At 63.2% G+C, this 22,480-nt stretch carries 21 protein-coding genes; 11 read left to right on the top strand and 10 right to left on the bottom strand.

The window, feature by feature from the left end; genetic code table 11:
* Window positions 1–81: 81 nt before the first annotated feature.
* Entirely contained in the window at window positions 82–1,086 is a 1,005-nt protein-coding gene (gene epmB / locus IC757_RS08670; RefSeq protein ID WP_190973923.1) for an EF-P beta-lysylation protein EpmB, read from the bottom strand.
* Between the two features lie 94 nt (window positions 1,087–1,180).
* On the opposite strand from epmB, the gene efp reads away from it, so the two are divergent.
* The 6 genes from efp to IC757_RS08640 are packed head-to-tail and all read left to right on the top strand — an operon-like array spanning window position 1,181 to window position 6,241.
* Entirely contained in the window at window positions 1,181–1,750 is a 570-nt protein-coding gene (efp, locus tag IC757_RS08665) for an elongation factor P (RefSeq protein ID WP_190973922.1), read from the top strand.
* A 2-nt stretch (window positions 1,751–1,752) separates the two neighbouring features.
* Window positions 1,753–3,078 (top strand): TRZ/ATZ family hydrolase, encoded by a 1,326-nt coding sequence (locus IC757_RS08660; RefSeq protein WP_190973921.1) that lies wholly within the window; start codon window positions 1,753–1,755, stop codon window positions 3,076–3,078.
* On the top strand, window positions 3,075–3,821 hold the full coding sequence (gene ubiG, locus IC757_RS08655) for a bifunctional 2-polyprenyl-6-hydroxyphenol methylase/3-demethylubiquinol 3-O-methyltransferase UbiG (protein WP_223846070.1): 747 nt from the start codon (window positions 3,075–3,077) through the stop codon (window positions 3,819–3,821). Before IC757_RS08660 ends, ubiG begins: the two co-directional genes overlap by 4 nt.
* Window positions 3,808–4,497, top strand: coding sequence for an HAD-IA family hydrolase (locus IC757_RS08650; protein ID WP_190973920.1), 690 nt, complete (start codon window positions 3,808–3,810; stop codon window positions 4,495–4,497). The genes ubiG and IC757_RS08650 overlap by 14 nt, the downstream gene beginning before the upstream one ends.
* On the top strand, window positions 4,494–5,378 hold the full coding sequence (locus tag IC757_RS08645; RefSeq protein WP_190973919.1) for an Hsp33 family molecular chaperone HslO: 885 nt from the start codon (window positions 4,494–4,496) through the stop codon (window positions 5,376–5,378). The genes IC757_RS08650 and IC757_RS08645 overlap by 4 nt, the downstream gene beginning before the upstream one ends.
* Window positions 5,378–6,241: a squalene/phytoene synthase family protein gene (locus IC757_RS08640; protein WP_190973918.1), complete on the top strand. Its 864-nt coding sequence runs from the start codon at window positions 5,378–5,380 to the stop codon at window positions 6,239–6,241. Before IC757_RS08645 ends, IC757_RS08640 begins: the two co-directional genes overlap by 1 nt.
* On the opposite strand, the gene IC757_RS08635 is transcribed toward IC757_RS08640, so the two are convergent.
* Together IC757_RS08635 and IC757_RS08630 are read right to left on the bottom strand one after the other, a co-directional pair.
* Window positions 6,209–6,706 carry a Slp family lipoprotein gene (locus IC757_RS08635; protein ID WP_190973917.1) on the bottom strand — a complete coding sequence of 166 codons (498 nt, stop codon included), beginning with the start codon at window positions 6,704–6,706 and terminating at the stop codon, window positions 6,209–6,211. The genes IC757_RS08640 and IC757_RS08635 overlap by 33 nt on opposite strands.
* 7 nt (window positions 6,707–6,713) lie before the next feature.
* Window positions 6,714–6,998 carry an FmdB family zinc ribbon protein gene (locus tag IC757_RS08630; protein ID WP_190973916.1) on the bottom strand — a complete coding sequence of 95 codons (285 nt, stop codon included), beginning with the start codon at window positions 6,996–6,998 and terminating at the stop codon, window positions 6,714–6,716.
* A gap of 122 nt (window positions 6,999–7,120) precedes the next feature.
* Here IC757_RS08630 and IC757_RS08625 point away from each other — a divergent pair, with 122 nt between their 5' ends.
* Together IC757_RS08625 and IC757_RS08620 are read left to right on the top strand one after the other, a co-directional pair.
* Window positions 7,121–7,810, top strand: a complete 690-nt coding sequence (locus tag IC757_RS08625; RefSeq protein WP_190973915.1) for an SDR family NAD(P)-dependent oxidoreductase — start codon at window positions 7,121–7,123, stop codon at window positions 7,808–7,810.
* Window positions 7,811–7,840: 30 nt separating this feature from the next.
* The gene (locus IC757_RS08620) at window positions 7,841–8,185 is read left to right on the top strand and encodes a histidine triad nucleotide-binding protein (RefSeq protein ID WP_190973914.1); all 345 of its coding nucleotides are present in this window, start codon (window positions 7,841–7,843) and stop codon (window positions 8,183–8,185) included.
* A gap of 15 nt (window positions 8,186–8,200) precedes the next feature.
* Here IC757_RS08620 and IC757_RS08615 read toward each other — a convergent pair whose 3' ends face one another.
* Both IC757_RS08615 and IC757_RS08610 read right to left on the bottom strand, forming a co-directional pair.
* Window positions 8,201–9,547: an MFS transporter gene (locus tag IC757_RS08615; RefSeq protein ID WP_190973913.1), complete on the bottom strand. Its 1,347-nt coding sequence runs from the start codon at window positions 9,545–9,547 to the stop codon at window positions 8,201–8,203.
* Window positions 9,537–10,457, bottom strand: coding sequence for a CsiV family protein (locus IC757_RS08610; protein ID WP_190973912.1), 921 nt, complete (start codon window positions 10,455–10,457; stop codon window positions 9,537–9,539). The genes IC757_RS08615 and IC757_RS08610 overlap by 11 nt, the downstream gene beginning before the upstream one ends.
* 159 nt (window positions 10,458–10,616) lie before the next feature.
* On the opposite strand from IC757_RS08610, the gene IC757_RS08605 reads away from it, so the two are divergent.
* Window positions 10,617–12,641 (top strand): S9 family peptidase, encoded by a 2,025-nt coding sequence (locus IC757_RS08605; protein ID WP_190973911.1) that lies wholly within the window; start codon window positions 10,617–10,619, stop codon window positions 12,639–12,641.
* On the opposite strand, the gene IC757_RS08600 is transcribed toward IC757_RS08605, so the two are convergent.
* Window positions 12,642–13,457, bottom strand: coding sequence for a diguanylate cyclase domain-containing protein (locus tag IC757_RS08600; protein ID WP_190973910.1), 816 nt, complete (start codon window positions 13,455–13,457; stop codon window positions 12,642–12,644).
* 170 nt (window positions 13,458–13,627) lie between these two features.
* Window positions 13,628–14,143 (bottom strand): glycine zipper 2TM domain-containing protein, encoded by a 516-nt coding sequence (locus tag IC757_RS08595; RefSeq protein WP_190973909.1) that lies wholly within the window; start codon window positions 14,141–14,143, stop codon window positions 13,628–13,630.
* A 234-nt stretch (window positions 14,144–14,377) separates the two neighbouring features.
* On the opposite strand from IC757_RS08595, the gene fusA reads away from it, so the two are divergent.
* The gene (gene fusA, locus IC757_RS08590; RefSeq protein ID WP_190973908.1) at window positions 14,378–16,423 is read left to right on the top strand and encodes an elongation factor G; all 2,046 of its coding nucleotides are present in this window, start codon (window positions 14,378–14,380) and stop codon (window positions 16,421–16,423) included.
* Between the two features lies 1 nt (window position 16,424).
* Here the strand turns inward: fusA and coaE are convergent, their stop codons facing one another.
* Together coaE and IC757_RS08580 are read right to left on the bottom strand one after the other, a co-directional pair.
* Entirely contained in the window at window positions 16,425–17,099 is a 675-nt protein-coding gene (coaE, locus tag IC757_RS08585) for a dephospho-CoA kinase (RefSeq protein WP_223846069.1), read from the bottom strand.
* 11 nt (window positions 17,100–17,110) lie between these two features.
* The gene (locus tag IC757_RS08580) at window positions 17,111–18,256 is read right to left on the bottom strand and encodes a PQQ-dependent sugar dehydrogenase (protein ID WP_190973907.1); all 1,146 of its coding nucleotides are present in this window, start codon (window positions 18,254–18,256) and stop codon (window positions 17,111–17,113) included.
* 186 nt (window positions 18,257–18,442) lie between these two features.
* Here IC757_RS08580 and IC757_RS08575 point away from each other — a divergent pair, with 186 nt between their 5' ends.
* Window positions 18,443–19,087, top strand: coding sequence for a response regulator (locus tag IC757_RS08575; RefSeq protein WP_190973906.1), 645 nt, complete (start codon window positions 18,443–18,445; stop codon window positions 19,085–19,087).
* 52 nt (window positions 19,088–19,139) lie between these two features.
* Here IC757_RS08575 and IC757_RS08570 read toward each other — a convergent pair whose 3' ends face one another.
* Window positions 19,140–21,911 (bottom strand): Rne/Rng family ribonuclease, encoded by a 2,772-nt coding sequence (locus IC757_RS08570; protein WP_190973905.1) that lies wholly within the window; start codon window positions 21,909–21,911, stop codon window positions 19,140–19,142.
* Window positions 21,912–22,480: the final 569 nt, after the last annotated feature.

Raw genomic sequence — 22,480 nt, 5'->3', positions numbered from 1 at the left:
TAGATACCGAACCATCCCCCTTGATGCCATCATGTTATACCAGATCAGATCGTTGCGTCCGTGATGACGCCACGCGATTGATCATAGCAGTGGCAGTTTGTAAGGGGCTCCGGCCTCTTCACGCACCAGGCGTGGCACCAGGTAGCCCGACAGTTCACGACGCATGCGTTCGAGCAGTGACAGTGCCTCGGCCTTGCCGACCTCGAATCGGCTCGCGCCCTGAACGCGATCGAGCAGGTGCAGGTAGTAGGGCATCACCCCGGCATCCAGTCCACGGCAGACCAGGTCGCGTTGCGCTTCATAGCCACCGTTGATGTCGCGCAGCAATACCGCCTGGTTAAGCAGGTGACAGCCGCTGGCGCGCAGGGCGGCGAGGGCCGAGTCGACGCTGGCGTCGAACTCACGGGCGTGGTTGGCGTGAATCACAACCACTACCGGCCAGGGCAGCTGACTCAGCCAGTCTCGCAGCGATTCATTGACCCGGTCCGGCAGCACCACGGGCAGCCGGGTATGAATGCGCAGGCGCCTGACATGACGGATCGAGGCCAGTTCCCCGGTCAGGGCTTCCAGGCGTCGGGTGGAAAGCATCAGCGGATCGCCGCCGGACAGGATGACCTCGTCGATTTCTGGATGAGAGGCGATGTAGTCCACGGCGCCGGTCCAGCCGGCGCGAGTCGCATGATTGTCGGCGTAGGGAAACTCCTGGCGGAAGCAATAGCGGCAGTGCACGGCACAGGCGCCGGTCGAGACCAGCAGTACGCGGCCGTGATACTTGTGAAGGACGCCGCGGCCAACGCGCGCCTGCCGGTCACCGACCGGATCGGCCACAAAACCCGGCTCGCTGGTCTGTTCGTCGGCATCGGGCAGGACCTGCAGCAGCAGTGGGTCGCGCGCATTACCGGGTTCCATGCGGCTGGCAAAGGCGTCGGGCACCAGCATGGGAAACGACGGGTCGGGTGCGCACTCGCCCGGCAGTCCGAGGTGATCGAGCAGTTCGTCGGCCCGGCGAAAGGCACAACGTATCTGTTCGCGCCAGTCCGGACGCTTGGGTAAGGCTGCCGTTCGCGCTAAACTATCGGATTGCATTGTTACCAGTGACCTGATTGGTAATTCTTGAATTGATTCATCGTATCGCGCCCCGGAGCATACTGCCGGGGCGTCATTGTAATCCGGAGCAAGCATGGCAACCTACAGCACCAACGAATTCAAATCGGGCCTCAAGATCATCCTCGATGGCGACCCTTACAGCATCGTGGAGAACGAGTTTGTCAAACCCGGCAAGGGGCAGGCATTCAACCGGGTCCGGGTGCGCAACCTCAAGACCGGTCGGGTGATCGAGAAAACCTTCAAGTCGGGCGATTCGGTCGAGGCCGCCGATGTGTTCGAAAAGGACGTTCAGTATCTCTACAGCGATGGCGAGTTCTGGCATTTCATGGATCCGGAGTCGTTCGAGCAGCTTGCCGCCGATGCCAACATCATCGGTGACGCCAAGATCTGGCTGAAGGAAGAGGATCTCTGCCAGGTCACGCTCTGGAACGGCTCTCCGCTGATCGTGTTGCCGCCGAACTTCGTTGAGCTGAAGGTGGTCGAGACCGATCCCGGGCTCAAGGGCGACACTTCGGGAAGCGGTGGCAAGCCGGCCACGCTGGAAACCGGCGCCGTTGTCCGGGTGCCGCTGTTCGTACAGGAAGGCGAGATCATACGGGTCGATACCCGCAAGGGTGAATACATCGGTCGCGCCAAGGATTGAGTATGGCAGGCGATGTCCAGGCCATCCTGCCGCGCTGGCTGGTTCCCGTCCGCCCTGAAGGCCAGGTCCTGGAGGACCACGCGGTCATCGTTGTCGATGGTCGTATCGAGGCCATCATCGGTGCCGGTGATGTCGGGGGGCTGTATCCCGAAGCCCATCGCATCGAATTGCCGGTCCATGCCCTGATTCCCGGCCTTATCAATGCGCATACGCACAATGCCATGAGCCTGCTGCGCGGTCTGGCCGACGATCTGCCGCTGATGACCTGGCTTGAAGATCACATCTGGCCCAGCGAACAGCGCTGGGTCGGTCCGGAGTTTGTCAGGGCAGGTAGCGAACTGGCCATGGCCGAAATGCTGGCCGGCGGCACGACCTGTTTCAACGACAACTATTTCTTTCCCGATGTGACCGCCGAGGTGGCCAGGGAAGCCGGCATGCGGGCGGTGATCGGCCTGCCGGTCATTTCGTTGCCAACGGCCTGGGCCAGCAACGAAGACGAGTATTTTCAGCGGGCGCTGGAGGTGCGTGAAGATCTCCTGGGTGACCCGCTGCTGACCACGGCGTTTGCGCCGCACGCCCCGTATACCGTCAGCGATGCCGCATTCACTCGCATGCGCGAGCTGGCCGACAAGACGGGAATCCCCATTCACCTGCATCTTCTGGAAACGGCGCAGGAAGTCGATGACAGCCTGGCGGCGCACGGCCGTCGGCCACTCGATCGGCTCGCTGATCTGGGACTGCTGGGGCCAAGCCTGCTGGCCGTGCACATGACGCAACTCGGTGAGGACGACATCGAGCGCATTGCCTCTGCCGGCGTGCATGTTCTGCACTGTCCGGCATCGAACCTGAAGCTCGCCAGCGGGATCTGTCCGGTGGCTGCGCTGGACTCAGCGGGTGTCAATGTCTCCATTGGCACCGACGGTGCTGCCAGCAACAACACACTGGACATGTTCGCCGAGATGCGCCTGGCGGCATTGCTGGCCAAGGGTGCCAGTGGCGATCCCGAGGCGATTCCGGCTGCCCGGGCAGTGTCCATGGCCACACTTAATGGCGCACGCGCGTTGGGTCTGGAAACGCAGGTGGGCAGCATCGAAGTCGGAAAATCGGCCGATCTGGCCGCGATCGCCCTTGACCGGTCCGGCAGCCTGCCGGTAAACAGTGTCATCTCGCACCTCGTCTATGCCGTGGGGCGCGAACAGGTCAGCGATGTCTGGGTGGCCGGCCAGAGAGTCTATGAGCAGGGACGGATGACCCGTCTCGATGTCGACAGCATTCACCGAACCGCCGGGCAGTGGGCGGAAAGGCTGACTGCGGGAGAGCAGAAATGACCCATATTCAGGACCGGGATGGCCGCGGCAACATGGACCCGCGCGAGGCCGAACATTTCGATGCCCTGGCGGCACGCTGGTGGGATTCGGAGGGCGAGTTCCGCACGCTGCACGATATCAATGGCCCGCGCGTGGACTACATTGCCGAACGGGCCGAGCTGGCTGATCGGGAGGTGCTGGATGTGGGCTGTGGCGGCGGCATTCTGTCCGAGGCGCTGGCCCGGGCCGGTGCCCGGGTCACCGGCATCGATGTGGCCGGTCGGGCCCTGGCCGTGGCGCGAATGCATCAGTCCGAGTCGGGCCTGGCACTGGACTACCGGGAGAGTACGGCCGAGGCACTGGCCGACCGCCTGCCGGAGCGCTTCGATGTCGTGTGCTGCCTGGAAATGCTGGAGCATGTGCCCGATCCCGTCAGCGTGGTGACTGCCTGTGCCCGTCTGGCGCGACCGGGTGGAGACCTGTTTTTCAGCACCATCAATCGTTCGGCCCTGGCCTGGGCCGGCGCGATCGTGGCCGGGGAGTACCTGTTGCGACTGCTGCCGCGCGGCACGCATCGCTATGATCGCCTGATTCGTCCGGAGGAGCTGGCACGGGCCTGTCGTCAGAGTGGGCTGAGCGTGTGCGCGATTGACGGCATGGACTACAATCCGGTGTCACGCACGGTGCGTATCGGATCGCGTCCGCGCATCAACTACTTTCTGCATGCCCGCAAGCCGGAGTTGCCGTCCGATGGCGATGCGTGAGATCACGGCCGTTCTTTTCGATCTCGATGGCACACTGCTCGACAGTGCGCCCGATCTGCTGGCCACCCTGGATCGGCTGCGAGCCGGACTCGGACTGCCGCCATCGGACCATGCCGCATTGCGACATCATGCCTCGCGCGGCGCCGCCGGCCTGCTGCAAGCCGGTCTGGGCGAGCGCGCTGACATCGACGAAGAGCAGCTTCGGGAAAAGTTTTTCGACGACTACGAACGGAATTTGTGGCTGCACACCCGGGCATTCGAGGGTGTGACGGCGCTGCTGGCGGCGCTTGGGCGCAGTGGCATTCCCATGGGCATCGTGACCAACAAGATCAGCCGCTTCGCCGAGCCGATACTGGTTCATGCCGGCTGGGAATCGATGTTTGACTGCCTGGTGACCGGGGATCGCGTCGCGCGTCCCAAGCCCGATGCCGAGCCGGTGCTGACCGCCTGCCGCGTGCTGGATGTCGCCCCCGAACAGGTCATGTTTCTCGGCGACGACCGACGCGACGTGGATGCCGGACGTGCCGCAGGAGCAGGCACGGCCGTGGCCACCTGGGGTTATATCCCCCCGGGTGAGAAGCCACGGCAGTGGGGCGCTGATGCACTGCTGGCACGGCCCGCCGATCTGCTGGACATGCTGGCGCCGCAAGCGGCGTCGCTGCGGGAGGAGCCATGATGCGCGAGGACTATCTGCAACGACTGGTGTTCGAGGACATCCATGCCCGCTGCGTATGGGTACAGCTCGATGCGGCCAGTCAGCAGGTGCTGGCGCGAGGTGATTACCCGCCCGCCGTGGCCGACCAGCTCGCCCGCGCCCTGCTGATGGCGGCCATACTGTCGAGCGGCATCAAGTTCGAGGGGCGGGTCAGCATGCAGCTTCAGTCCCGCGGGGAGCTGTCGCTGTTGCTGGCGGACTGTGACGAATCCGGCGGCATTCGCGGCATCGCTCGCATCGAGGAGGGGGCCGAGCTGCCTGCCGATGCGCGGGATCTGTTTCGCAGCCTGGCGGCCGATGGCACATTGGCTCTGACCGTCGAGCCGACGCGGCACGGACAGCGCTGGCAGGGGATCGTGCCGCTGGAAGGTGACACCCTGGAGCAGGCGCTGGAAGCCTATTTCCGTCGCTCCGAACAATTGCCCACACGCCTGCGCCTGGCTTTCGATGGGCAACGCTGCAGCGCGCTGATGCTGCAGAAGATGCCGGGCGAAGACGAGGATGCGGATGGCTGGAACCGCCTCCAGCATCTTGTCGAAACGCTCAGCGAAGAGGAAATGCTCAACAGCGATGGCGCTCAGGTACTGCGACGGCTGTTTCATGCCGAGACGCGGCGTGCGTTTCCCGCACGCCCTCTGCGCTTTCACTGCCCCTGCACCCGTGATCGGGTGGCCAGTGTGCTGTGCAGTCTCGGAGTGGACGAATTGCGCGGTCTGGCGGCGGCTCAGGATCATGTCGATGTGCGTTGCGAGTTCTGCAACGAGTCCTACCGCTTTGACCAGGTCGACCTGGCGGGCCTGATTCAGGGTCAGGAGCCGGATGACAGCCCGACGGTTCATTGATGGAGCCGCTGACCTGGTGCCGCGAGCACCTGCTGCACCGCGGCCAGCCCCTGACTGTCTCGCTGCCGTATGCTCCGGAGAAATGTCGGAACGCCATTCTCGCCCTGCGCTCGGTCATCTCGGAGATCATGGCGGCAGCCGACGGTGTCGAAGACATCGAGCCGGCCCTGGCGAAACTGTCCTGGTGGCGTCGTGCCATTCACGAGTCGGCAGCGCACCCCGCGTTGCGGGCGCTGACGGCCGCAGAAGAACCCGGAACGTCGGATCCCCAACTGTTCAACGGGCTGATCGATGCGCTGGAGTACAGTCTGGAGTGCCCCCGTTTCGAGCAGCGCGACGAGGCTTGGTCGCATTTCATGGCCGTGGGCGGCACGGCAGCCAGGCTGGAAGCACAACTGGTCGAACCCGGCACGCCGCTGGCCGATGAGCTGGCCGTGCTTGGGGCGGTGGGCTGGCAGATTCGCCGGATTCGGGATCTGGGCCGTGACGCCCGTGCCAATCGCTGGACGGTACCGCTGGATCTGCAGGCGGAGTTCCAGGTTTCAAGAAACGATGCACTGGGCAATGCGGCCAGGCCGGGGTTCAAGGGGCTGGTGCGACAATGGCTGGCCGAGGGCCTCCGGCGTGGCCAGGAGGCCAGGGATCGACTGATGCCGCGGTCGGCCTGGCAGCATCGTCACTTGCTGATCCAGTTTGCGCTGGATCGGCGTCTGGCGTTGATGATTGCACGCCGGCCGGAACGGATCCTTTCAGAGCGGTTGTTGCCGGGGCACTTCGGCAATGCATGGACTGCCTGGCGCTGTGCCCGTCAGTTGCGCCGCAGGGTGCCCCTAAAGTCTGATTCCCACACCGATATTGAATGATGTCTGCGTGGTCCATCGGGCCGGGTCGGCGGGCCACAGGTGCAGGCGCTGTGCATGCAGTACGGGGTGGGGATGGCGATACTCGCCGGTGCTGCGTTTCTCGACACCACCGACGTTGCCCAGCGCGGTAACGAAACGCCCGGGTGCCCAGTCCACGGGCTCGAGAAAGTCCGGCTCCACCAGCACGAAGCGCACACCGGCCTTGGCCCGAAGCCGCGGACGATCGCCACGATCCAGGGGATAGCTGGCGATGACGAGCTCGGTGCGATCCGGCAGATGCTCGATCGATACGATCTTGCCGCCCCAGACCACGCGATCTCCCTTCCGTGCCTCGCCGGATAGCACGTGGGCCGGGCCGAGCGGGGCAATCTCGCTGCGATCGGTTGCCACCGGCGAGGTGGCACAGCCGGCCGTGAGCAGGAGAATGATCATCGCGAGGCCGGATGTTCGGAACAGGGCGGTCATGGAGGTCTCAATCTGCACTGATGATGCCGGGACCTTTCCCGGCCGATTTTTCGTACACGCCCTTGCCGATCTTGCGGTACTGGGTGAATCCGGCCTCTTCGATTTTCGAGGGCTTGAGGTCATCACCCGGATGACCCACCAGGTTCGGTGCCGATATCACGCGCCGGACCGGCTGCCCGCAGCACGGGCAAGTGCTCAGGGCCGAATCGCTGATGTGCTGCAAAATCGTGAACGTGCCCGCGCATTGGGGGCAGTCCGATTCGTCGGTGCTGGTGTATTCGTAGAAGGGCACGTTTTCCTGCGCTGCTATGGACGGTTGCAAGGGCAATGATACCGCCACCATAAAAGTTCGTGTTGCCCCGCATGATCTGCGACAATTCCGGCCCGATATTCGTTCACTCTGGAAAACTCTTGATGGAAAATCGATCCGAAAAGGGCGTCTGGCTGGTCACCGGTGCCGCTGGAGCACTGGGCAGCGAAGTGGTTCGCCGACTGCTGGACGAGGGTCGCGACTGTATCGCGCTGGATCGTGACGAGCGCGGACTGAATCGCCTGCATGATGCACTGCAGACCGATGGTCTGACACCCCCGGCATTGATGCCGCTGGACCTGGCCGGCGCCGGTCCGGATGATTATGCAAAGCTGGCTGACACCATCGAATCTTCATTCGGACGGCTCGACGGACTGGTTCACGCGGCAGCCCTGTTCGTCGCCCTGCGGCCCTTGCTTCACCAGCCGGCCGACGAGTGGTTCCGCATTCTGCAAACCGCCCTGACCGGACCGTTTCTGCTCACCGGGGCACTGATGCCACTGCTCGGGGAGCAGGGCAGGGTGGTTTTTGTCAATGACGGACGCTGCATCGACAAGCCGGCCAACTGGGCCGCATATGGCGTCGCCCAGGCCGGTCGCCGGCAACTGGTGCGCCAGCTCGCCGCGGAAGCCGGCGCCAATGGTCCGCGTTTCCTGGAAGTCGATCCCGGGCCATTTTACAGCGGCCTGCACGCCGCGGCCCGTCCCTCGGTTGCCCCGGATGAGCTGCCAACCGCGGCACAGGCCGCCAGTGCCGTGCTGGATGCCATCAACGAATCTGCCGGGTTAGACTGATGAAGTTTTGACTGAAAGGGAGGACAGGGCATGTCCGATGATTTGTTTCTAAAGATAGTCGACCGTGAAATCCCGGCCGACATCGTTTACGAAGATGACGACATCCTGGCGTTTCGGGATGTTCAGCCCCAGGCGCCGGTGCATGTGCTCATCATTCCGAAGCGCCGCATTCCCACGATCAACGATCTGTCAGCCGACGATTCGGCGCTGGTTGGTCGAATGGTGCTGACCGCGCGCCAGATTGCAGCCGACAAGGGGTTGGCCGAGGATGGCTATCGCCTGGTTTTCAATTGCAATGCGGGCGGCGGCCAGTCGGTCTATCACATCCATCTGCACCTGCTCGGTGGCCGGCAGATGCAGTGGCCGCCGGGGTGATGCTCGGCAACAGCTTCAGCTGACCTCCGGCAGTCCAGCGCTCAGAAGTGCGCCGGCCAGCCCCATGCCGGCCAGTATCAGGATCACGGCAGTGGTGGGCAGTATCGTTGTCAGCGCGCCGGTGAGTCCGGCCAGCAGAAGAACCGCGCCAATGACCGTATTGCTCACGGCGACATAATCGGTGCGCTTGTTGCCGCCGGCCAGGTCGACCACGTAAGTCTTGCGCCCCAGTCGGACCCCGGCATGATGGATGGCCAGCAGGAAGAAGAATGCCGGATATAGCCACTGGCTGTCGGCCAGGGCCGGGACCGCATGAACCGTGGTGACCAGCAGGATGCCGGTCAGGGCGGCGCCGGCACCGGAAATGATCATGACCCGACGACTTGAGTGGTCGGAGAATCGGCCCCAGAAGGGCGCCGAGACCAGGCTGGCCAGGCCGTCGGCGACGACGAACAGGCCCAGAACCAGCAAAGCGCCCTCGGTCTGTTCATGGGCCAGCATGATGAAAAAGGGTGCACTCAGCGCCGAGCACAGCAGCAGGGAACGGGCGATGACGAACTTGCGAAAGGGCGGGTCGTCGCGCAGCAGCTGCAGCCGTGATATCGCTTCGCTGAGCGCGTTTGCCCCGCCACTGGTTGCCCCCGGGAACTCTCTGATCAGTGCGTAGCTGCCGGCTGCCAGCAACCAGAGCCCCCCGGCAATGGCCAGCAGCACCAGGTAGGTGCCCATGTCTCCCGGGTCGCGCACGTCGAGCAGGAGCATCGCGCCCACACCGATGGTGACCAGCCCGGCCAGAAACTCCGACCAGCCGCTGACACGGCCCCGGCGAGTCTTGGGTACGGTTTTTCCAAGCACATCCTTTGAGGCGACCGAACACAGCCCGCGCGAAAGGCTGAAGAGCACCAGCGCAGCCAACAGGGCCAGGCCGGCGGCAGTGCCCGTCAATGTCACGGCAACCAACGCCATGGCCAGGACGGCCAGTGATTGCAGCAGACAGCCCAGTACGAAAGTCCACTTGCGAATGGCCTGGCGCCGGACATGACTGGCGATGACCAGTTGTGGCAGCAGGGAGCCGGACTCGCGGATGGGGACCAGGAAGGCGGTGAACACGCCGGGTGCGCCCAGCGCACTCAGCATCCACGCCAGCACAGTCTTGGGGTTGGCGATCGCATCCCCGAGCTTGGTAAAGAACTGGGTCAGAATCTGCAGGAAAAAGTTGCCGGGAACGACGCGGCAGGCGTCGTCATCGATATCCCGACAGACCCGGGCATCTTCTTCATTGACCAGCTTGCGGTAGGCGCGGGCGATGGGGCCTTCGGCGTACAGCCGGTCGCGGGACGGGCCGGGCTTGTCAATCGCCATCGGAATCGTTGCTGCCGTCCAGGGGCTTGATCTCCTCGATCAGCACCAGCACGCCCAGCCACTCCGAATCGAAATACTCCAGCCGGCCCGGCCGCACCGCGCGGCTTTGCTGCAGACGGTGCACGGCGAAGGCATTCGATGGCTCCGGTGCCAGCTGACTCACCGACATCCAGGGGCTGGCCTGGTGTGGCTGGCGCCAGACCAGGTCGGCATCGAAGTGCATGAACTGGCGCTGACGCAATCGAATGCTGCCATCGAGCCGGTAATCGAAGCCCGGAATCAGGGACTGTGCATCGGCACCGGCGGGCAGGCCGCCCGGGCCACTGCCGCCCCAGCGGGCGGCTACAACCTGTTCATCGTGCATGCGCACGCGCTTACCCGGCAGACTTCGGCTCAGAGGCTGGTGCCAGGCCCGCCATGTCAGCACCTGATACTCGCTGCTGTCGTTGAGCCGTTGCAGCGCACGTGCCATGGTGCCCGACGGCGATTCCAGAGCGAGGTAGGTTTCCGGCCAGGTGGGGAGTTCCGGCATCAGCTCTCCGGACTCCAGGTCGGCCAGGGTATCGATCAGCTCCAGGACGGCTTCGATGTCCGCTTCCCGCTCCTGCTCGGGCTGGTCAACGACGGGCGCCGTTTCCTCCGGGTCAACTCGGTCCAGCCATTCGGGATCATCCGGGCTGCGCTCTTCCTCGGTCTCGGCCGCCTGTTGCCGCCGCGCCCGCGCCAGCGGATCGATCAACGAGGTATAGTCTTCCAGCTCGGTCTGCAACCGGGCATCCGAGGCGCCCGCAGTGTGCGTGAAGGCAATGATCTCGACCCGGTAATGCGGCACCTCGGCCTCGGCCGAGCCGAGCCCGGGCAGCATGGCCACGGTCAAGCAGGCGATCAATCTGTTCAGGCTTGCGTTCATCGTGCCGAAGTTTAACCGACCCGGCACCGTCATGGTCATCCCACGGACATTCTGGTATCTTCCCTGCCTCCAGCCCGAACTTGTCGAGCACCGTGGCCGCGGGCCGCGGAATGGCCAGCATGCGGGCCCAGACCCTGTCATCAGCGAGAGGATCACTCCATGCGAAAACCCGTTCGATTCACCACCTGGCCGGTCATGGTGGTCATTCTGTTCTACCTGGCACCGGCTTTTGGCGACGGCATGACCCTCGAGGACATCGCCCGGCTTGAGCAGGCCGGCCAGGTTGCCGTCAGCCCTGACGGGAGCAAAATTGCCTATACGCGTATTGTCCCGCGCGATCTGCGCAAGGAAGACGATGGTGCAGCCTGGACCGAGCTGCATCTGGTTGACGCCCGGGGCGAGAGCCGGCCGTTTATCAGCGGCCAGGTGAACATTCGTTCCATCGGCTGGCTGCCCGACAGCTCGGCGATCACTTTTCTTGACGAGCGCAGCGGCGATGATCACGCCACGCTGTACAAGATCCCCGTGACCGGCGGCGAAGCACGTCGCGTGGGCAGCGTGGCTACAGGTGTCCAGGGCTACAGCTTCAGCCCCGATGGCGAGCAGGTCGCCGTGATCTCGCAGGAACCGGATTCCGACGAGCTGCGCGAAAAGCGCGAGCAGGGTTTCAGCCAGATCATCTACGAAGAGGACTGGAAGCCTCGCCGTGTATGGATTCTGGATCGTTCGAATCCGGACGCCGACATCGAACCGCTGGATATCGACGGCTCGGTGCAGCGCGTGGAGTGGTCGCCGGCCGGCGATCGGCTGGCCATGGCTGTCACACCTCGCCAGCTCGTCGACGATACGCTGATGTTTCAGCGCCTGCGCATCGTCGATCTCGATGGTGAGGAAATCGGCCGGATCGAGAATCCCGGCAAGCTGGGTGACTGGAGCTGGAGCCCGGATGGGGCGCACATCGCCTTTATCGGTACCGAAACCATTCATGACACTCGCGAGGGTCGCCTGATGGTCGCCAGTGGCGACGGCGGTCAGTGGGCCAATCTGCTGCCCGATCTGGCCGGTCATGTCTGGCACGTGGACTGGCGCAGTGCCGGTGAGATCGCCTTCGTCAGTTACGAAGGCGTCGAGGCCCGTATCGGCGTGATCGGACCTGACGGAGAGGGTGAGACCACTCTGTTGCAGGAGGACGGTCTGATTCCCGAGAGCCTGAGCGTGGCCGATGACGGACGGATTGCATTCGCTGCCACCACGGTGTCTTATCCGCGCGAAGTCCATGCTTTCTCGGATGGGCAGGCCGAGCGTCTCACCAACAGCAATCGCTGGTTGGACGAGCGCACGCTGGCCCGGCAGGAAGTCGTGACCTATACCGCCCGTGACGGCCTGGAAATCGAAGGTCTGCTGACCTGGCCTCTGGACTACATCGAGGGTGAGCGCTATCCCCTGATCCTGGCCGTGCATGGCGGGCCTGAGGCGCATTATTCCAACGGCTGGCTGACCCATTACAATCTGCCGGCGCACCATGCCGCGGCGGAAGGCTACTTCATGTTCTATCCGAACTACCGCGGCAGCACCGGGCGCGGCGTTGACTTCGCGCTGACATCGCAGGGACGTCCGGCGGCCGAAGAGTTCGACGACCTGGTCGACGGTGTGGACCACCTGATCGAACGGGGCCTGGTTGACGGCGACCGGGTCGGCATTACCGGCGGCTCATATGGCGGATATGCTTCGGCCTGGGGTGCGACCTACTACACCGAGCGCTTTGCCGCTGCCGTCATGAATGTCGGCCTGTCGGACAAGATTTCGATGCTGGGTACTTCGGATATTCCCCAGGAGCTCTACCTGGTCCACTACCTCACGTGGCCGTGGGAAGACTGGGAGATGTATCGCAAGGCCAGCCCCATCTATTACGCCAGCCAGGCGCAGACACCGATTCTGATTCTTCACGGCGACGCCGATCCGCGGGTCGATCCGACCCAGTCGCGCATCCTGTATCGCTATCTCAGCCTGCAGGATGACCCGCCGCCACTGCGAATGGTGCTTTACCGGGGCGAGGGTCATTCAAACCAGCGGGCGGCCACCCGCTGGGATTACAGCCTGCGCCTGATGCGCTGGATGGATCATTACCTCAAGGGCGAGGGCGGGGATCCGCCCGACTACTCGATCGACTACGGCCTGGACTGATCAGCCCCGGAATCCGGCCACCGGGTCGAGGATTTCCGCCTCGACCCGGTTGCCGCCCAGCCGAACAGCTTCATCGAGTTTGTAGCGAGCGAGCTTGAGAAGCTGCTGCCGGTCCTGGTGTTGCTCCGGTGCACCGATACCAATCCCGATGCTGGCGGTCATAACCGGCGCGTTGCCGCCAACAGCATCAAAGCCCAGGTCCTCGACGGCCATGCGCAGGTCTTCGCCATCGGCCAGGGCACCATCCGGTGTGGTGTTGGGAAACAGGATCTTCAGACAGGGCCGTGTACCAGTGCAGGTCACGAACAGCAGCCCGCCCCGGCATTCCACCAGGCTCGACAGAGAGTGCTGCATTTGTTTCAGGCGGCTGCGTGCCTCGGGCTGACCAAAAGTGTCAACTATCGCCGCCCAGTGGTCGATGCGTACCAGCGCGACGGCGAGGTGGCTGGCCTGCCTGGCGCAGGTTTGCCAACGCTTCCGGAATGCCGAATCGAAATCTTCATCGTCCGGTTCACGGCAAAAGGAATCGCGGTCTCCCGTCGAGCCCCCTTCGGTTCGGCTAGCCGGGCAGGAACGGTTCGATCCGGCTGCCGCCATCAGCATCACACCCAGCAACAGTCCCAGCAAACCGGCCCAGGCCGGCCAGCCCAGGCCCTTGGCTGTCGGATCGGTTGTTTCCGCAGCCTCGAGGCTTCCCGCCAGCAGCGCCAGTCCCAGCGAGGCACAGATCACGACGGCACCGGCAATGGCCACGCGTAGATCCGGCCGACGTGGCACAGGCTTTGGCAATGGCTGCTGTGATTGCAAACGCTTCATGGCATCGGGCTGATCGGCTCGCCGGGAATACGGGGACGCGATGTTCTTGCTTGGAGTTAGCTATCAGTCTTGCAAGCCTGATGCCAGGTGCTTGCGACGCTTCAGCTTTCAGATTCCCGGCTGGCGGCCGGGACTCCGGCCCCGTGCCGGCGTCACGGAGCCGGAGAGCTTCAGGGTGCGGGAGTTACCGTGACCCGGATGCGAATGCTGTCGCCCGGATGATGCGGCATGTCGGTGTAGTACACGTGGCCATCATGACGATAGCCCACGCGATACCCACTGACTACACGCTCCTCGCGCCAGTCTCGCTGCACGCTGCAGCGTTCGCGGTTGACCGGGTAGTAGTGAGTCGAGGCATTGCGCTCGCGTCCGATTTCGTGACCCAGGGTGCCACCGACAGCAGCGCCGGCCGCCGTGGCCGCTCTTCGGCTACTGCGGCTGTTGCCCATGCGATTGCCGACGGCGCCACCGATCAGGGCGCCGACGATGGTGGAGGTGGTGGAGTTACCACCTTCTCGCACTCTTTCATAACCCTGTTCTTCCCAGCAGATTTCCCGATCGACCGGGGTGCGGTGAGTCTCGTAGCGCGGCTCCACGCTCACCACCGGCGCATGTTCATACTTGATGCCGCCGGCCTGTGCCCAGCCGGCCGACAACAGCAGTGCAGTAATCAGTGCGGATTTCATCTTCATCATTCTCTCCTTTGATCAGGCGAAACAGGGGAACCTCATGCCTGAGGCAAAGATTAGGTGGGTCGTACTGAACCGATCATGAATCCGCAATTTGTGCAGGGGCCGCCCGGGGCAAGATTTGCCGTGTTGCAGTTGCTCAATTAACATGCCGGTAAAACCCCACGCAGCGCGCCCGGGGTGCATGCTCCTCGGGATCCAGGGCTGACAACCGAATCGGAGAGTGTAGAGATGAGTGCCAACGAAACCGGCGACATACGTAACCTGGCCCTGGTCGGGCACACCGGGGCCGGGAAAACAAGCCTGCTCGAAATGCTGATGGTCAAGGCCGGGGTTCAGGGAGAACCCGGCAGTCTCGAACGAGGCACTACCGTGTCGGATTACGACCCCCTGGAGAAAGCCTACCAGCACTCCCTGGAATCGGCCCTGGCATCGATCGATCACGATGGCGTCCACATCAATATCCTGGATACCCCCGGCGACCCTGATTTCCGCGGCCAGGCCTTGTCGGCCATGGCGGCGGCCGAAACCGCAGCCATCGTGGTCAACGCCAGCAACGGCATCGAGATGTCGACGCGACGCCTGATGCGACGTGCCCGCCAACGCCGACTGTGTCGCATCATCATCATCAACCGTATTGATGCCGAGGGCATCGACCTGGAGGAGCTGGTCGCTGCCATCCGCGAAGAGTTCGGTGCCCAGTGCCTGCCTATCAACCTGCCGGCGGAAAACTATTCCACCGTGCGCGACTGTTTTTTCAAGAGTGATGGACAGACCGATGTTCTGTCGCTTGCCGAGGCACACACCGAAATCATTGACCAGGTGATCGAAACCGATGAAGCGCTCATGGCGAAGTACCTGGAAGGCGAGGAGATTTCTCCGGACGAGCTGCACGATGCCTTCGAACGCGCGCTGCGCGACGGTCACCTGGTGCCGATCTGCTTCACCTCGGCACTGACCGGTGCTGGCTGCGGAGAATTCCTGCGCTTTTGCAAGCGCCTGCTCCCCAGTCCCGCAGAGGGCAACCCGCCGCCTTTTCGCAAGGGGCCCGATGGTGAGCGGGTCGAGGCTCGACCCGATCCCGAGGCGCATGTGCTCGCGCATGTCTTCAAGGTCAGCAACGACCCTTATGCCGGCAAACTGGGTATCTTCCGCCTTTACCAGGGCACGATCACGCCCGACACACAGCTTTATGTCGGCGACAGTCGCAAGGCCTTCAAGGTCTCACACCTCTACCGCATACACGGCAAGGAGCATATCGAGATCGAGCGGGCCGTGCCCGGCGACATCTGTGCACTGGCCAAGGTGGATGACATTCACTACGACGCCTTGCTTCACGACAGTCACGACGAGGATCACTACTATCTCAAACCCGTGGACTTCCCCCAGCCCATGTTCGGCCTGGCCGTGGAGGCCACGACCCGGGGTAGCGAACAGAAGGTGGCATCGGCACTGGCCCGGCTGGCCGAGGAGGACCCCTGCTTCCAGGTTGAGCATCACCAGGAACTCAACGAGACCGTTATTCGCGGCCTGGGAGAAATGCACCTGCGCATCATGCTCGAACGCATGAAGCAACGCTTTGGAGCCGAGGTCAACACACGCACACCTCGGGTAGCCTACCGGGAAACTATTACCCGCTCGGCCGAGGGCCATTACCGCCACAAGAAGCAGACCGGTGGCGCCGGTCAGTTTGGCGAAGTCTTCATGCGCGTGCGGCCGCTGGCCCGCGGCGAGGGTTTCAGCTTCCGCTCGGAAGTCGTCGGCGGTGCCATCCCGACCGGTCTGATTCCGGCCGTTGAAAAAGGGGTGCGCCAGGTGCTCGAGGAGGGGGCCGTTGCCGGTTATCCGATGCAGGATATCGAGGCCGTGGTCTATGACGGCAAGCACCATCCGGTCGATTCCAAGGAAGTGGCTTTCGTGATTGCCGGTCGACGCGCATTTCTGGATGCAGTGCACAATGCCGGACCGCAGGTGCTGGAACCGATAGTCGAACTGGAAGTGACGGTTCCCGACGCGGCCATGGGCGATGTCACCGGTTCACTGGCATCCAAGCGTGCACGCATACAGGGAACCGACAGTCTGCGTGGCGGCTTTACCAGTATTTCGGCGGCGGTCCCGCTTTCGGCGCTGACCGATTTTCCGACTGAACTGAAAAGCCTGACTGGCGGGGAAGGGCGCTACACCATGTCTTTCTCCCACTACGAGGCCGTTCCGGGTAATGTGCAGAAGGAAATTGTCGAAGCATTCAAGCAGGGCGAAAGCGCCGGCGAAAGCTGAGTCAGGCCGGTCGGGAACCTGCTGATCGCCTGCGCCGTGCGGTTTCTCGCAGCTTGTCGTGCAGTGCCCGCACGGACTTGTGCAGATCGTCAGGGCTGCCGGTGTTGTCGAGCACTTCGTCGGCGGCTGCCCGTCTCTGCTCCCGGCTGGCCTGTGCATTGAGCATGGCCTTTGCCTGCTGGTGATCGATGCGGTCGCGCCCGGTCAGGCGCTCGATCTGTACTATTTCGGGGACATCAATCACCACCACGACATCAGCCTCGGGAAACAGGCCGGTTTCAACCAGCAGCGGAACGACCAGCACGATGTAGTCATGGTGGCTGCCGGCTGCAGCAATATGCTCACGTGCGCGGCGCTCGATGCGCGGATGCAGCATGTCTTCGAGCTGCTGACGGGACTGGTCGTCGGCAAAGACCTGTTCACGCAGGCGGCGACGGTTCAGTTCACCGTTTTCGTCTATCATTTCCGGGCCAAAGACACGGGCAACCTCGGCCAGTCCGTCCGAGCCGGGAGCCACGACCTCGCGCGCGATCAGGTCGGTATCGATGACCGCTGCTCCCAGTTCGGCAAAGTAGTCGGCGGCGAGGCTTTTGCCGCTGGCCACACCGCCGGTCAGCACGACGAGCAGGGGCAGTTGCCCCCGCTCGTCGGTGCGATCAGACTTTATGCGTTGCATCAAGTCGCGATTCAGCTCTCGGGTGACATCCTGTAGATCGCGCCATCGCTGCTGTCGGTGGCAACGTAAATATTGCCGTCGGGTCCAACACGCACATCCCGGATACGGCCCACATGCCCGCGCAGCAGTTCTTCCTCGTGGACGACCTCGCCGTCACGCAGTTCGACACGGCGGATGTGCTCAGACCGAAGGCCACCGGCCAGCAGATTGCCCTGCCAGGCAGCGAAGTGGTCGTCAACCAGCAAGGCCAGGCCGGATGCGGCGAGACTGGGTGTCCAGTCGACAACCGGGTTGACCATGTCAGGATGGTCGCGAACGCTATCGCCGAACTGTTCTCCGGTACGATAATCCAGTCCACGACTCTGCACCGGCCAGCCGTAGTTGAGGCCGGGCTCGATACGGTTGAGTTCATCTCCGCCCCTCGGACCATGCTCGGTGGCCCAGATTATGCCGGATTCGGGATCGACGACCAGACCCTGAATGTTCCGGTGCCCCATGGAGTAGATCTCGGAAGCGACATCGTCATCGTCGACAAAGGGGTTGTCGGCCGGAATGCTTCCGTCGTCGTTCAGGCGCAACAGCGTGCCGGCATGATCGAGCGGATCCTGCGCCCGCGGTGGCTCGGCGCCACGGTCACCGATGCTCATCAGCAGCGTACCGTCAGACAGCCAGGCCAGCCTTGAACCGTAATGTCGGCCCGGTTGGGAATAACGGTTCTGTACGAAGATGTCTTCGACATCGTGCAGACGATCACCGTCCAGTCGTCCGCGCGCCAGGGCGGTGGCCGTGTCCTCGCCATCACCGCCCTTGGAGTAGGTCAGGTAGATGGTGCCATTGTCTTCAAAGGCGGGGTGCAGCACGACCTCCAGCAGACCACCCTGTCCACGGGCAACTACCTCGGGTGTGCCTTCGATCACCGTGGTATTGCCATCGGCATCGATGCGATTGAGTCGCCCGGGTCGTTCGGTGACCAGCATGTCGCCGTCAGGCAGGAAGGCGATTGACCAGGGGTGTTCCAGCCCTTCGGCGACGGTGGTGAGCTCAAAGCCCTGGTACTCGGTGCTGATGCTCTCCGTGCTGGCACTCAGCGCCAGCGACGAGGCAAGGCCGGCCCCAAGCAACAGGGATGCAACTGCGGGGAAACGGGATTTCTGCATTGGTGACTCCATTGGCCAGAATTCTGGTCAGTTTGGATGAACGGCAGATGATACCGTGTTGGGCGGGGTATTGTTGTGGATGGGGATGACGGCCCGGCAGTACCCCGGATTGCCGCCCGGTCGGGAATTGCTGTAAGTTAATGATTGGCAAGAACCACCAATTACGCAGCAGGAGGGGCTGTTCACGTGACTGCAATAATGATTGTCGATGATCACGATCTGGTTCGTACGGGACTGAAGAACATACTGGCCGATGCCGAAGATTTCGAGTTGGTCGGTGAGGCAAGTTCCGGGGAGGAGGCCATCCATCTCGCCCGCGATCTGGAACCCGATGTGATTCTGATGGATGTCGGGCTGCCCGGACTGTCAGGGCTGGAAACCACGGAACGCATTCTCAAGGTTCAGCCCGACATTCGGGTGATTGTGCTGACAGCGCACAGCGAGCCGCCGCTTCCGGCGCGATTGCTCGATATTGGCGCGACCGGTTACCTGACCAAGGCCTGCAATGCACAGGAGCTGATCAATGCCGTCAGGACGGTACGGCGGGGTGAACGCTACATTGGCGCCGATATCGCGCAGCAACTGGCGCTGTCCCTGTTGCCGGGTACGCCGCAGTCGCCGTTTCAGGAACTGACCGGCAGGGAGCTGGAGATTGCCCTGATGCTGATCCAGGGGATGAAGATGCCTTCTATCGGCGAGGTCATCAAGGTCAGCCCCAAGACCGTGGCGACCTACAAGTACCGGATCTATGAAAAAATCGGGGTCAACAGCGAGGTGGAGCTGCTGCGCATGGCATTGCGCTACGGGCTGGTCAGCGCCGACTCGGCCTGACCGGAACGATTTCCGGTCAGGCCGTCCTCCAGGCCAGACGGCCTGGTGAGTGTCAGTCTTTCTTGTCTTCGCCGTCCTTGTTCAGGCGGTAGATGCCGCCACCTTCGGGCACCGCCTGTGGACGTGATTCGGAGTCGGCCTTCCGGCTGTTGCTGCTAGCAGGGTCCGGTGCCGGCTTCTTGTCCTTGCGCGATTCGCCGCTGTCCGAGGATGCCTTTGTGCTGCTCTCACCGGCCACGGATTGCTTGCCGCCATCCGCGGATGTCTTGCTCGGCGAGGAGGGCTTTTCACCTTGCTGCTGTGGCGATGTCTTGTCCGCCGATGACTCCCCGCTCCGAGAATTGTCGGGCTTCTGATCGTCAGCACGCTGCTTCGAGCGTTCGGAAGTAGACTTGCTGTCTTCTGGCGCCTTCTTCGGCTCGGCAGCGGGCGCTGGGGTTTCATTCCTGCTGTTCTCAGCAGCCCCGGTGTGCGACTTGGTCGACGGCTCTTTCCGCTTCGCTGCATCATCCTGATTTCGGACTGGCTGCTGCGCGGCAGGCGCAGTCGTCGGGCTGCTCGATGCGGTGTCGTCGGCTTTCTGACCGCTCTGCTCCTTGCCGCCAACCTTGCCTTCGCTGCCGCTAGCCTGTTCGCCCTTGCCAGGCGAATCAGTCTGCGGCGGGCGTGACTTCTGTTGCGACTGCTTCTGTTGCCGCTTATGGCTCTGTGGCTCAGCCTGACTCTGCTGCTCTTTTCCGGAGCCTTGGTTCTGCTGCGCTTTGTCCGAGCCTTGACTGTGCTGTTCCTTGCCCGAACCAGCATCCTGCTGCTGACCATCGCCGCGAGCGCGGCGTTTCTTGCCACCGCGCCGACGCCGCTTCTTCTTCTTTTTGGGTGCTTCGGGCGTGCCACCATCCGACGGGCGGTTGGAATCGTCCGGTCCCTTGCGGGCCTGGGCTGCCTTCTTCTTGCTGCCCTTCTTCTTGCGCGCCGGAGAACCGGACTTCTCCGGTCCCGACTTGCCTTTGCCGTCCTGTGGCTTGCCTCGATTCGGGCGTCGATGCTGGCCACTGACGGCCTTGCCCGATCGCTTGCGATCGTGTCGGCGCTGCTTGCCGCGCTGTTTGCGGCCCTCGCCATCGTCGCCACCCCCGAACCAGCCGCGCAACACGGCTATCAAGCGAGCGATGAAACCATCGTTCTTGCGGGCCGGGGCCGGTGCACGTGGCCGAACGCCGCTGACTGCAGCCGGCGGTGGTGGCGGCGGAGGCGCTGCCTGACCCTGTACATCCCCTTGTCCGGCTGTGGCCTCCAGGTCCTCCCCGGTGGCCAGGGCGTAGCTCGGCTCGTCAATCGATTCGCTGCTGCGCAGGCGCTGAATGTCGAAACGCGGGGTTTCCAGGTAGCGATTGGCGACGATGGTGATCGGCACCTTGTTGCGCTGTTCCAGCTCGGCCATGGCATCGCGCTTTTCGTTGAGCAGGAAGTTGCCGACCTCGATGGGTGCCTGCACGATGACCCGTGAGGTGTGTTCCTTCATCGATTCCTCTTCGGCCAGGCGCAGGATCGACAGCGCCAGCGATTCAATGGAACGAATGGCACCGTATCCGTCGCAGCGAGGGCAGGTGATATAGCTGGATTCACCCAGTGACGGCCTCAGTCGCTGACGCGACATCTCCAGCAAACCGAACCGCGAAATGCGCCCGATCTGTACCCGCGCCTTGTCCATGCGCATGGCATCACGCAGACGATTCTCGACCTGACGCTGCGCGTCCTTGCTCATCATGTCGATGAAATCGACAACCACCAGACCGCCCAGGTCACGAAGCCGCAACTGGCGGGCCAGCTCGTCGGCCGCTTCCAGATTCGTCTGCAGCGCGGTCTCTTCGATATCGGCCCCCTTGGTGGCTCGGGCCGAGTTGATATCGATCGACAGCAATGCCTCGGTATGGTCGATGACCAGGGCGCCGCCCGACGGCAGTCGCACCTCGCGGGCAAAAGCCGACTCGATCTGGCTTTCGATCTGGAATCGGGAGAACAGCGGGGTCGCGTCGTTGTAGGTCTTGAGCTTGCGCAGATTATGCGGCATGACCTGCTGCATGAACTCGCGTGCGTCCTCGAAGACCTTTTCGTCGTCGATCAGGATTTCACCGATATCCTCGCGCAGGTAGTCGCGCAGCGCACGGATGATCAGGTTGCTTTCCTGGTAGATCAGAAAGGGGGCCTTGCGTGAGCGCGCCGCCTCCTGGATGGCGCTCCACAGATGCAGCAGGTAGTCGAGGTCCCACTGCAGCTCTTCGCTGTCGCGGCCGACGCCCGCGGTTCGCACGATGGCGCCCATGCCCTCGGGAATCCGGATGGCGCTCAGGGTTTCGAGCAGCTCCTTGCGTTCATCACGGGTGATCTGGCGCGACACGCCGCCGGCACGGGGATTGTTCGGCATCAGCACGAGGTAGCGCCCTGCCAGGCTGATGAAGGTGGTCAGTGCCGCACCTTTGGTGCCACGCTCTTCCTTGTCGACCTGGACGATGATCTCCTGGCCACCGGACACCGCGTCCTTGATCTCGACTCGCTCACCGGCCTCGAGCTGCTTGATCGCCGCCTCGCTGAAGTACTCGCGACTGATTTCCTTCATCGACAGAAAACCGTGCCGCTCCGATCCGAATTCGACGAAACAGGCGTCCAGGCTCGGTTCGACACGCGTGATGCGGCCCTTGTAGATGTTGGCTTTCTTCTGTTCCTGGGCCGGGACTTCGATGTCGAGGTCCAGCAGGGTCTGGCCATCGGCAATGGCCACGCGCAACTCTTCTGGCTGAGTCGCGTTGATCAGCATGCGTTTCATTCGTATTGTTCCTCCGGCGTCCGCTCGACCGGGGAATTGCCCAGGGGGTCAGTGCCTGACAGGGCCGCGCTCCCCAAGAGAGGCGGCTGGTGAGAGCCAGTGTTCGGGCAGCGGCGGGCTGCCGGCGCGACGAGACCGGAGTCTCGCCGCCAAAATCCTCGCGAGGCATCAGCCAACATTCGGCGGGCTTCGCGGACTGGCGGTCGCGCGATAGCGCGCACCTGAAATATCTGGCACGGTCCCCGGCGGCAAGTCTCTTCTGGCCGAAGCGGAACGCGTAACTTTTTGGGCGGTCGCCCGACCTGAAAGGGCCGGCGGCCACACTGTTGATTTCACGACCCGGAACCTTATCAGGGCACCGAATCGGGCTTGTCTTGGTCCGTCTGACGGACGCCCGGCGCAAGGCTTGAAGCAAACATCGCCGGGCATGAGTCCATTTTCTGGTTGAGTCGGGCGGGCCGGTTGGCGGAAGCGGCATTCACCATTTCCGGCCGGCTGGTCCAATGGCCCGAACTTAACCCGATTATCTTATCATTGCGCACCCTTCGATGATAGTCTGAAGGCGGTGA

It is taken from the genome of Wenzhouxiangella sp. AB-CW3 (genome assembly GCF_014725735.1).
Lineage (GTDB): Bacteria > Pseudomonadota > Gammaproteobacteria > Xanthomonadales > Wenzhouxiangellaceae > Wenzhouxiangella.
Note: the sequence above shows the minus strand (reverse complement) of the source record. Positions and strands in the feature narration are given on the sequence as shown.

What these genes read in the sequence shown, in the direction of transcription:
- epmB (WP_190973923.1), bottom strand. Translation starts at nt 1,086, where the DNA reads ATGCAATCCGATAGTTTAGCGCGAACGGCAGCCTTACCCAAGCGTCCG.
- efp (WP_190973922.1), top strand. Translation starts at nt 1,181, where the DNA reads ATGGCAACCTACAGCACCAACGAATTCAAATCGGGCCTCAAGATCATC.
- IC757_RS08660 (WP_190973921.1), top strand. Translation starts at nt 1,753, where the DNA reads ATGGCAGGCGATGTCCAGGCCATCCTGCCGCGCTGGCTGGTTCCCGTC.
- ubiG (WP_223846070.1), top strand. Translation starts at nt 3,075, where the DNA reads ATGACCCATATTCAGGACCGGGATGGCCGCGGCAACATGGACCCGCGC.
- IC757_RS08650 (WP_190973920.1), top strand. Translation starts at nt 3,808, where the DNA reads ATGGCGATGCGTGAGATCACGGCCGTTCTTTTCGATCTCGATGGCACA.
- IC757_RS08645 (WP_190973919.1), top strand. Translation starts at nt 4,494, where the DNA reads ATGATGCGCGAGGACTATCTGCAACGACTGGTGTTCGAGGACATCCAT.
- IC757_RS08640 (WP_190973918.1), top strand. Translation starts at nt 5,378, where the DNA reads ATGGAGCCGCTGACCTGGTGCCGCGAGCACCTGCTGCACCGCGGCCAG.
- IC757_RS08635 (WP_190973917.1), bottom strand. Translation starts at nt 6,706, where the DNA reads ATGACCGCCCTGTTCCGAACATCCGGCCTCGCGATGATCATTCTCCTG.
- IC757_RS08625 (WP_190973915.1), top strand. Translation starts at nt 7,121, where the DNA reads ATGGAAAATCGATCCGAAAAGGGCGTCTGGCTGGTCACCGGTGCCGCT.
- IC757_RS08620 (WP_190973914.1), top strand. Translation starts at nt 7,841, where the DNA reads ATGTCCGATGATTTGTTTCTAAAGATAGTCGACCGTGAAATCCCGGCC.
- IC757_RS08615 (WP_190973913.1), bottom strand. Translation starts at nt 9,547, where the DNA reads ATGGCGATTGACAAGCCCGGCCCGTCCCGCGACCGGCTGTACGCCGAA.
- IC757_RS08610 (WP_190973912.1), bottom strand. Translation starts at nt 10,457, where the DNA reads ATGAACGCAAGCCTGAACAGATTGATCGCCTGCTTGACCGTGGCCATG.
- IC757_RS08605 (WP_190973911.1), top strand. Translation starts at nt 10,617, where the DNA reads ATGCGAAAACCCGTTCGATTCACCACCTGGCCGGTCATGGTGGTCATT.
- IC757_RS08600 (WP_190973910.1), bottom strand. Translation starts at nt 13,457, where the DNA reads ATGAAGCGTTTGCAATCACAGCAGCCATTGCCAAAGCCTGTGCCACGT.
- IC757_RS08595 (WP_190973909.1), bottom strand. Translation starts at nt 14,143, where the DNA reads ATGAAATCCGCACTGATTACTGCACTGCTGTTGTCGGCCGGCTGGGCA.
- fusA (WP_190973908.1), top strand. Translation starts at nt 14,378, where the DNA reads ATGAGTGCCAACGAAACCGGCGACATACGTAACCTGGCCCTGGTCGGG.
- coaE (WP_223846069.1), bottom strand. Translation starts at nt 17,099, where the DNA reads ATGCAACGCATAAAGTCTGATCGCACCGACGAGCGGGGGCAACTGCCC.
- IC757_RS08580 (WP_190973907.1), bottom strand. Translation starts at nt 18,256, where the DNA reads ATGCAGAAATCCCGTTTCCCCGCAGTTGCATCCCTGTTGCTTGGGGCC.
- IC757_RS08570 (WP_190973905.1), bottom strand. Translation starts at nt 21,911, where the DNA reads ATGAAACGCATGCTGATCAACGCGACTCAGCCAGAAGAGTTGCGCGTG.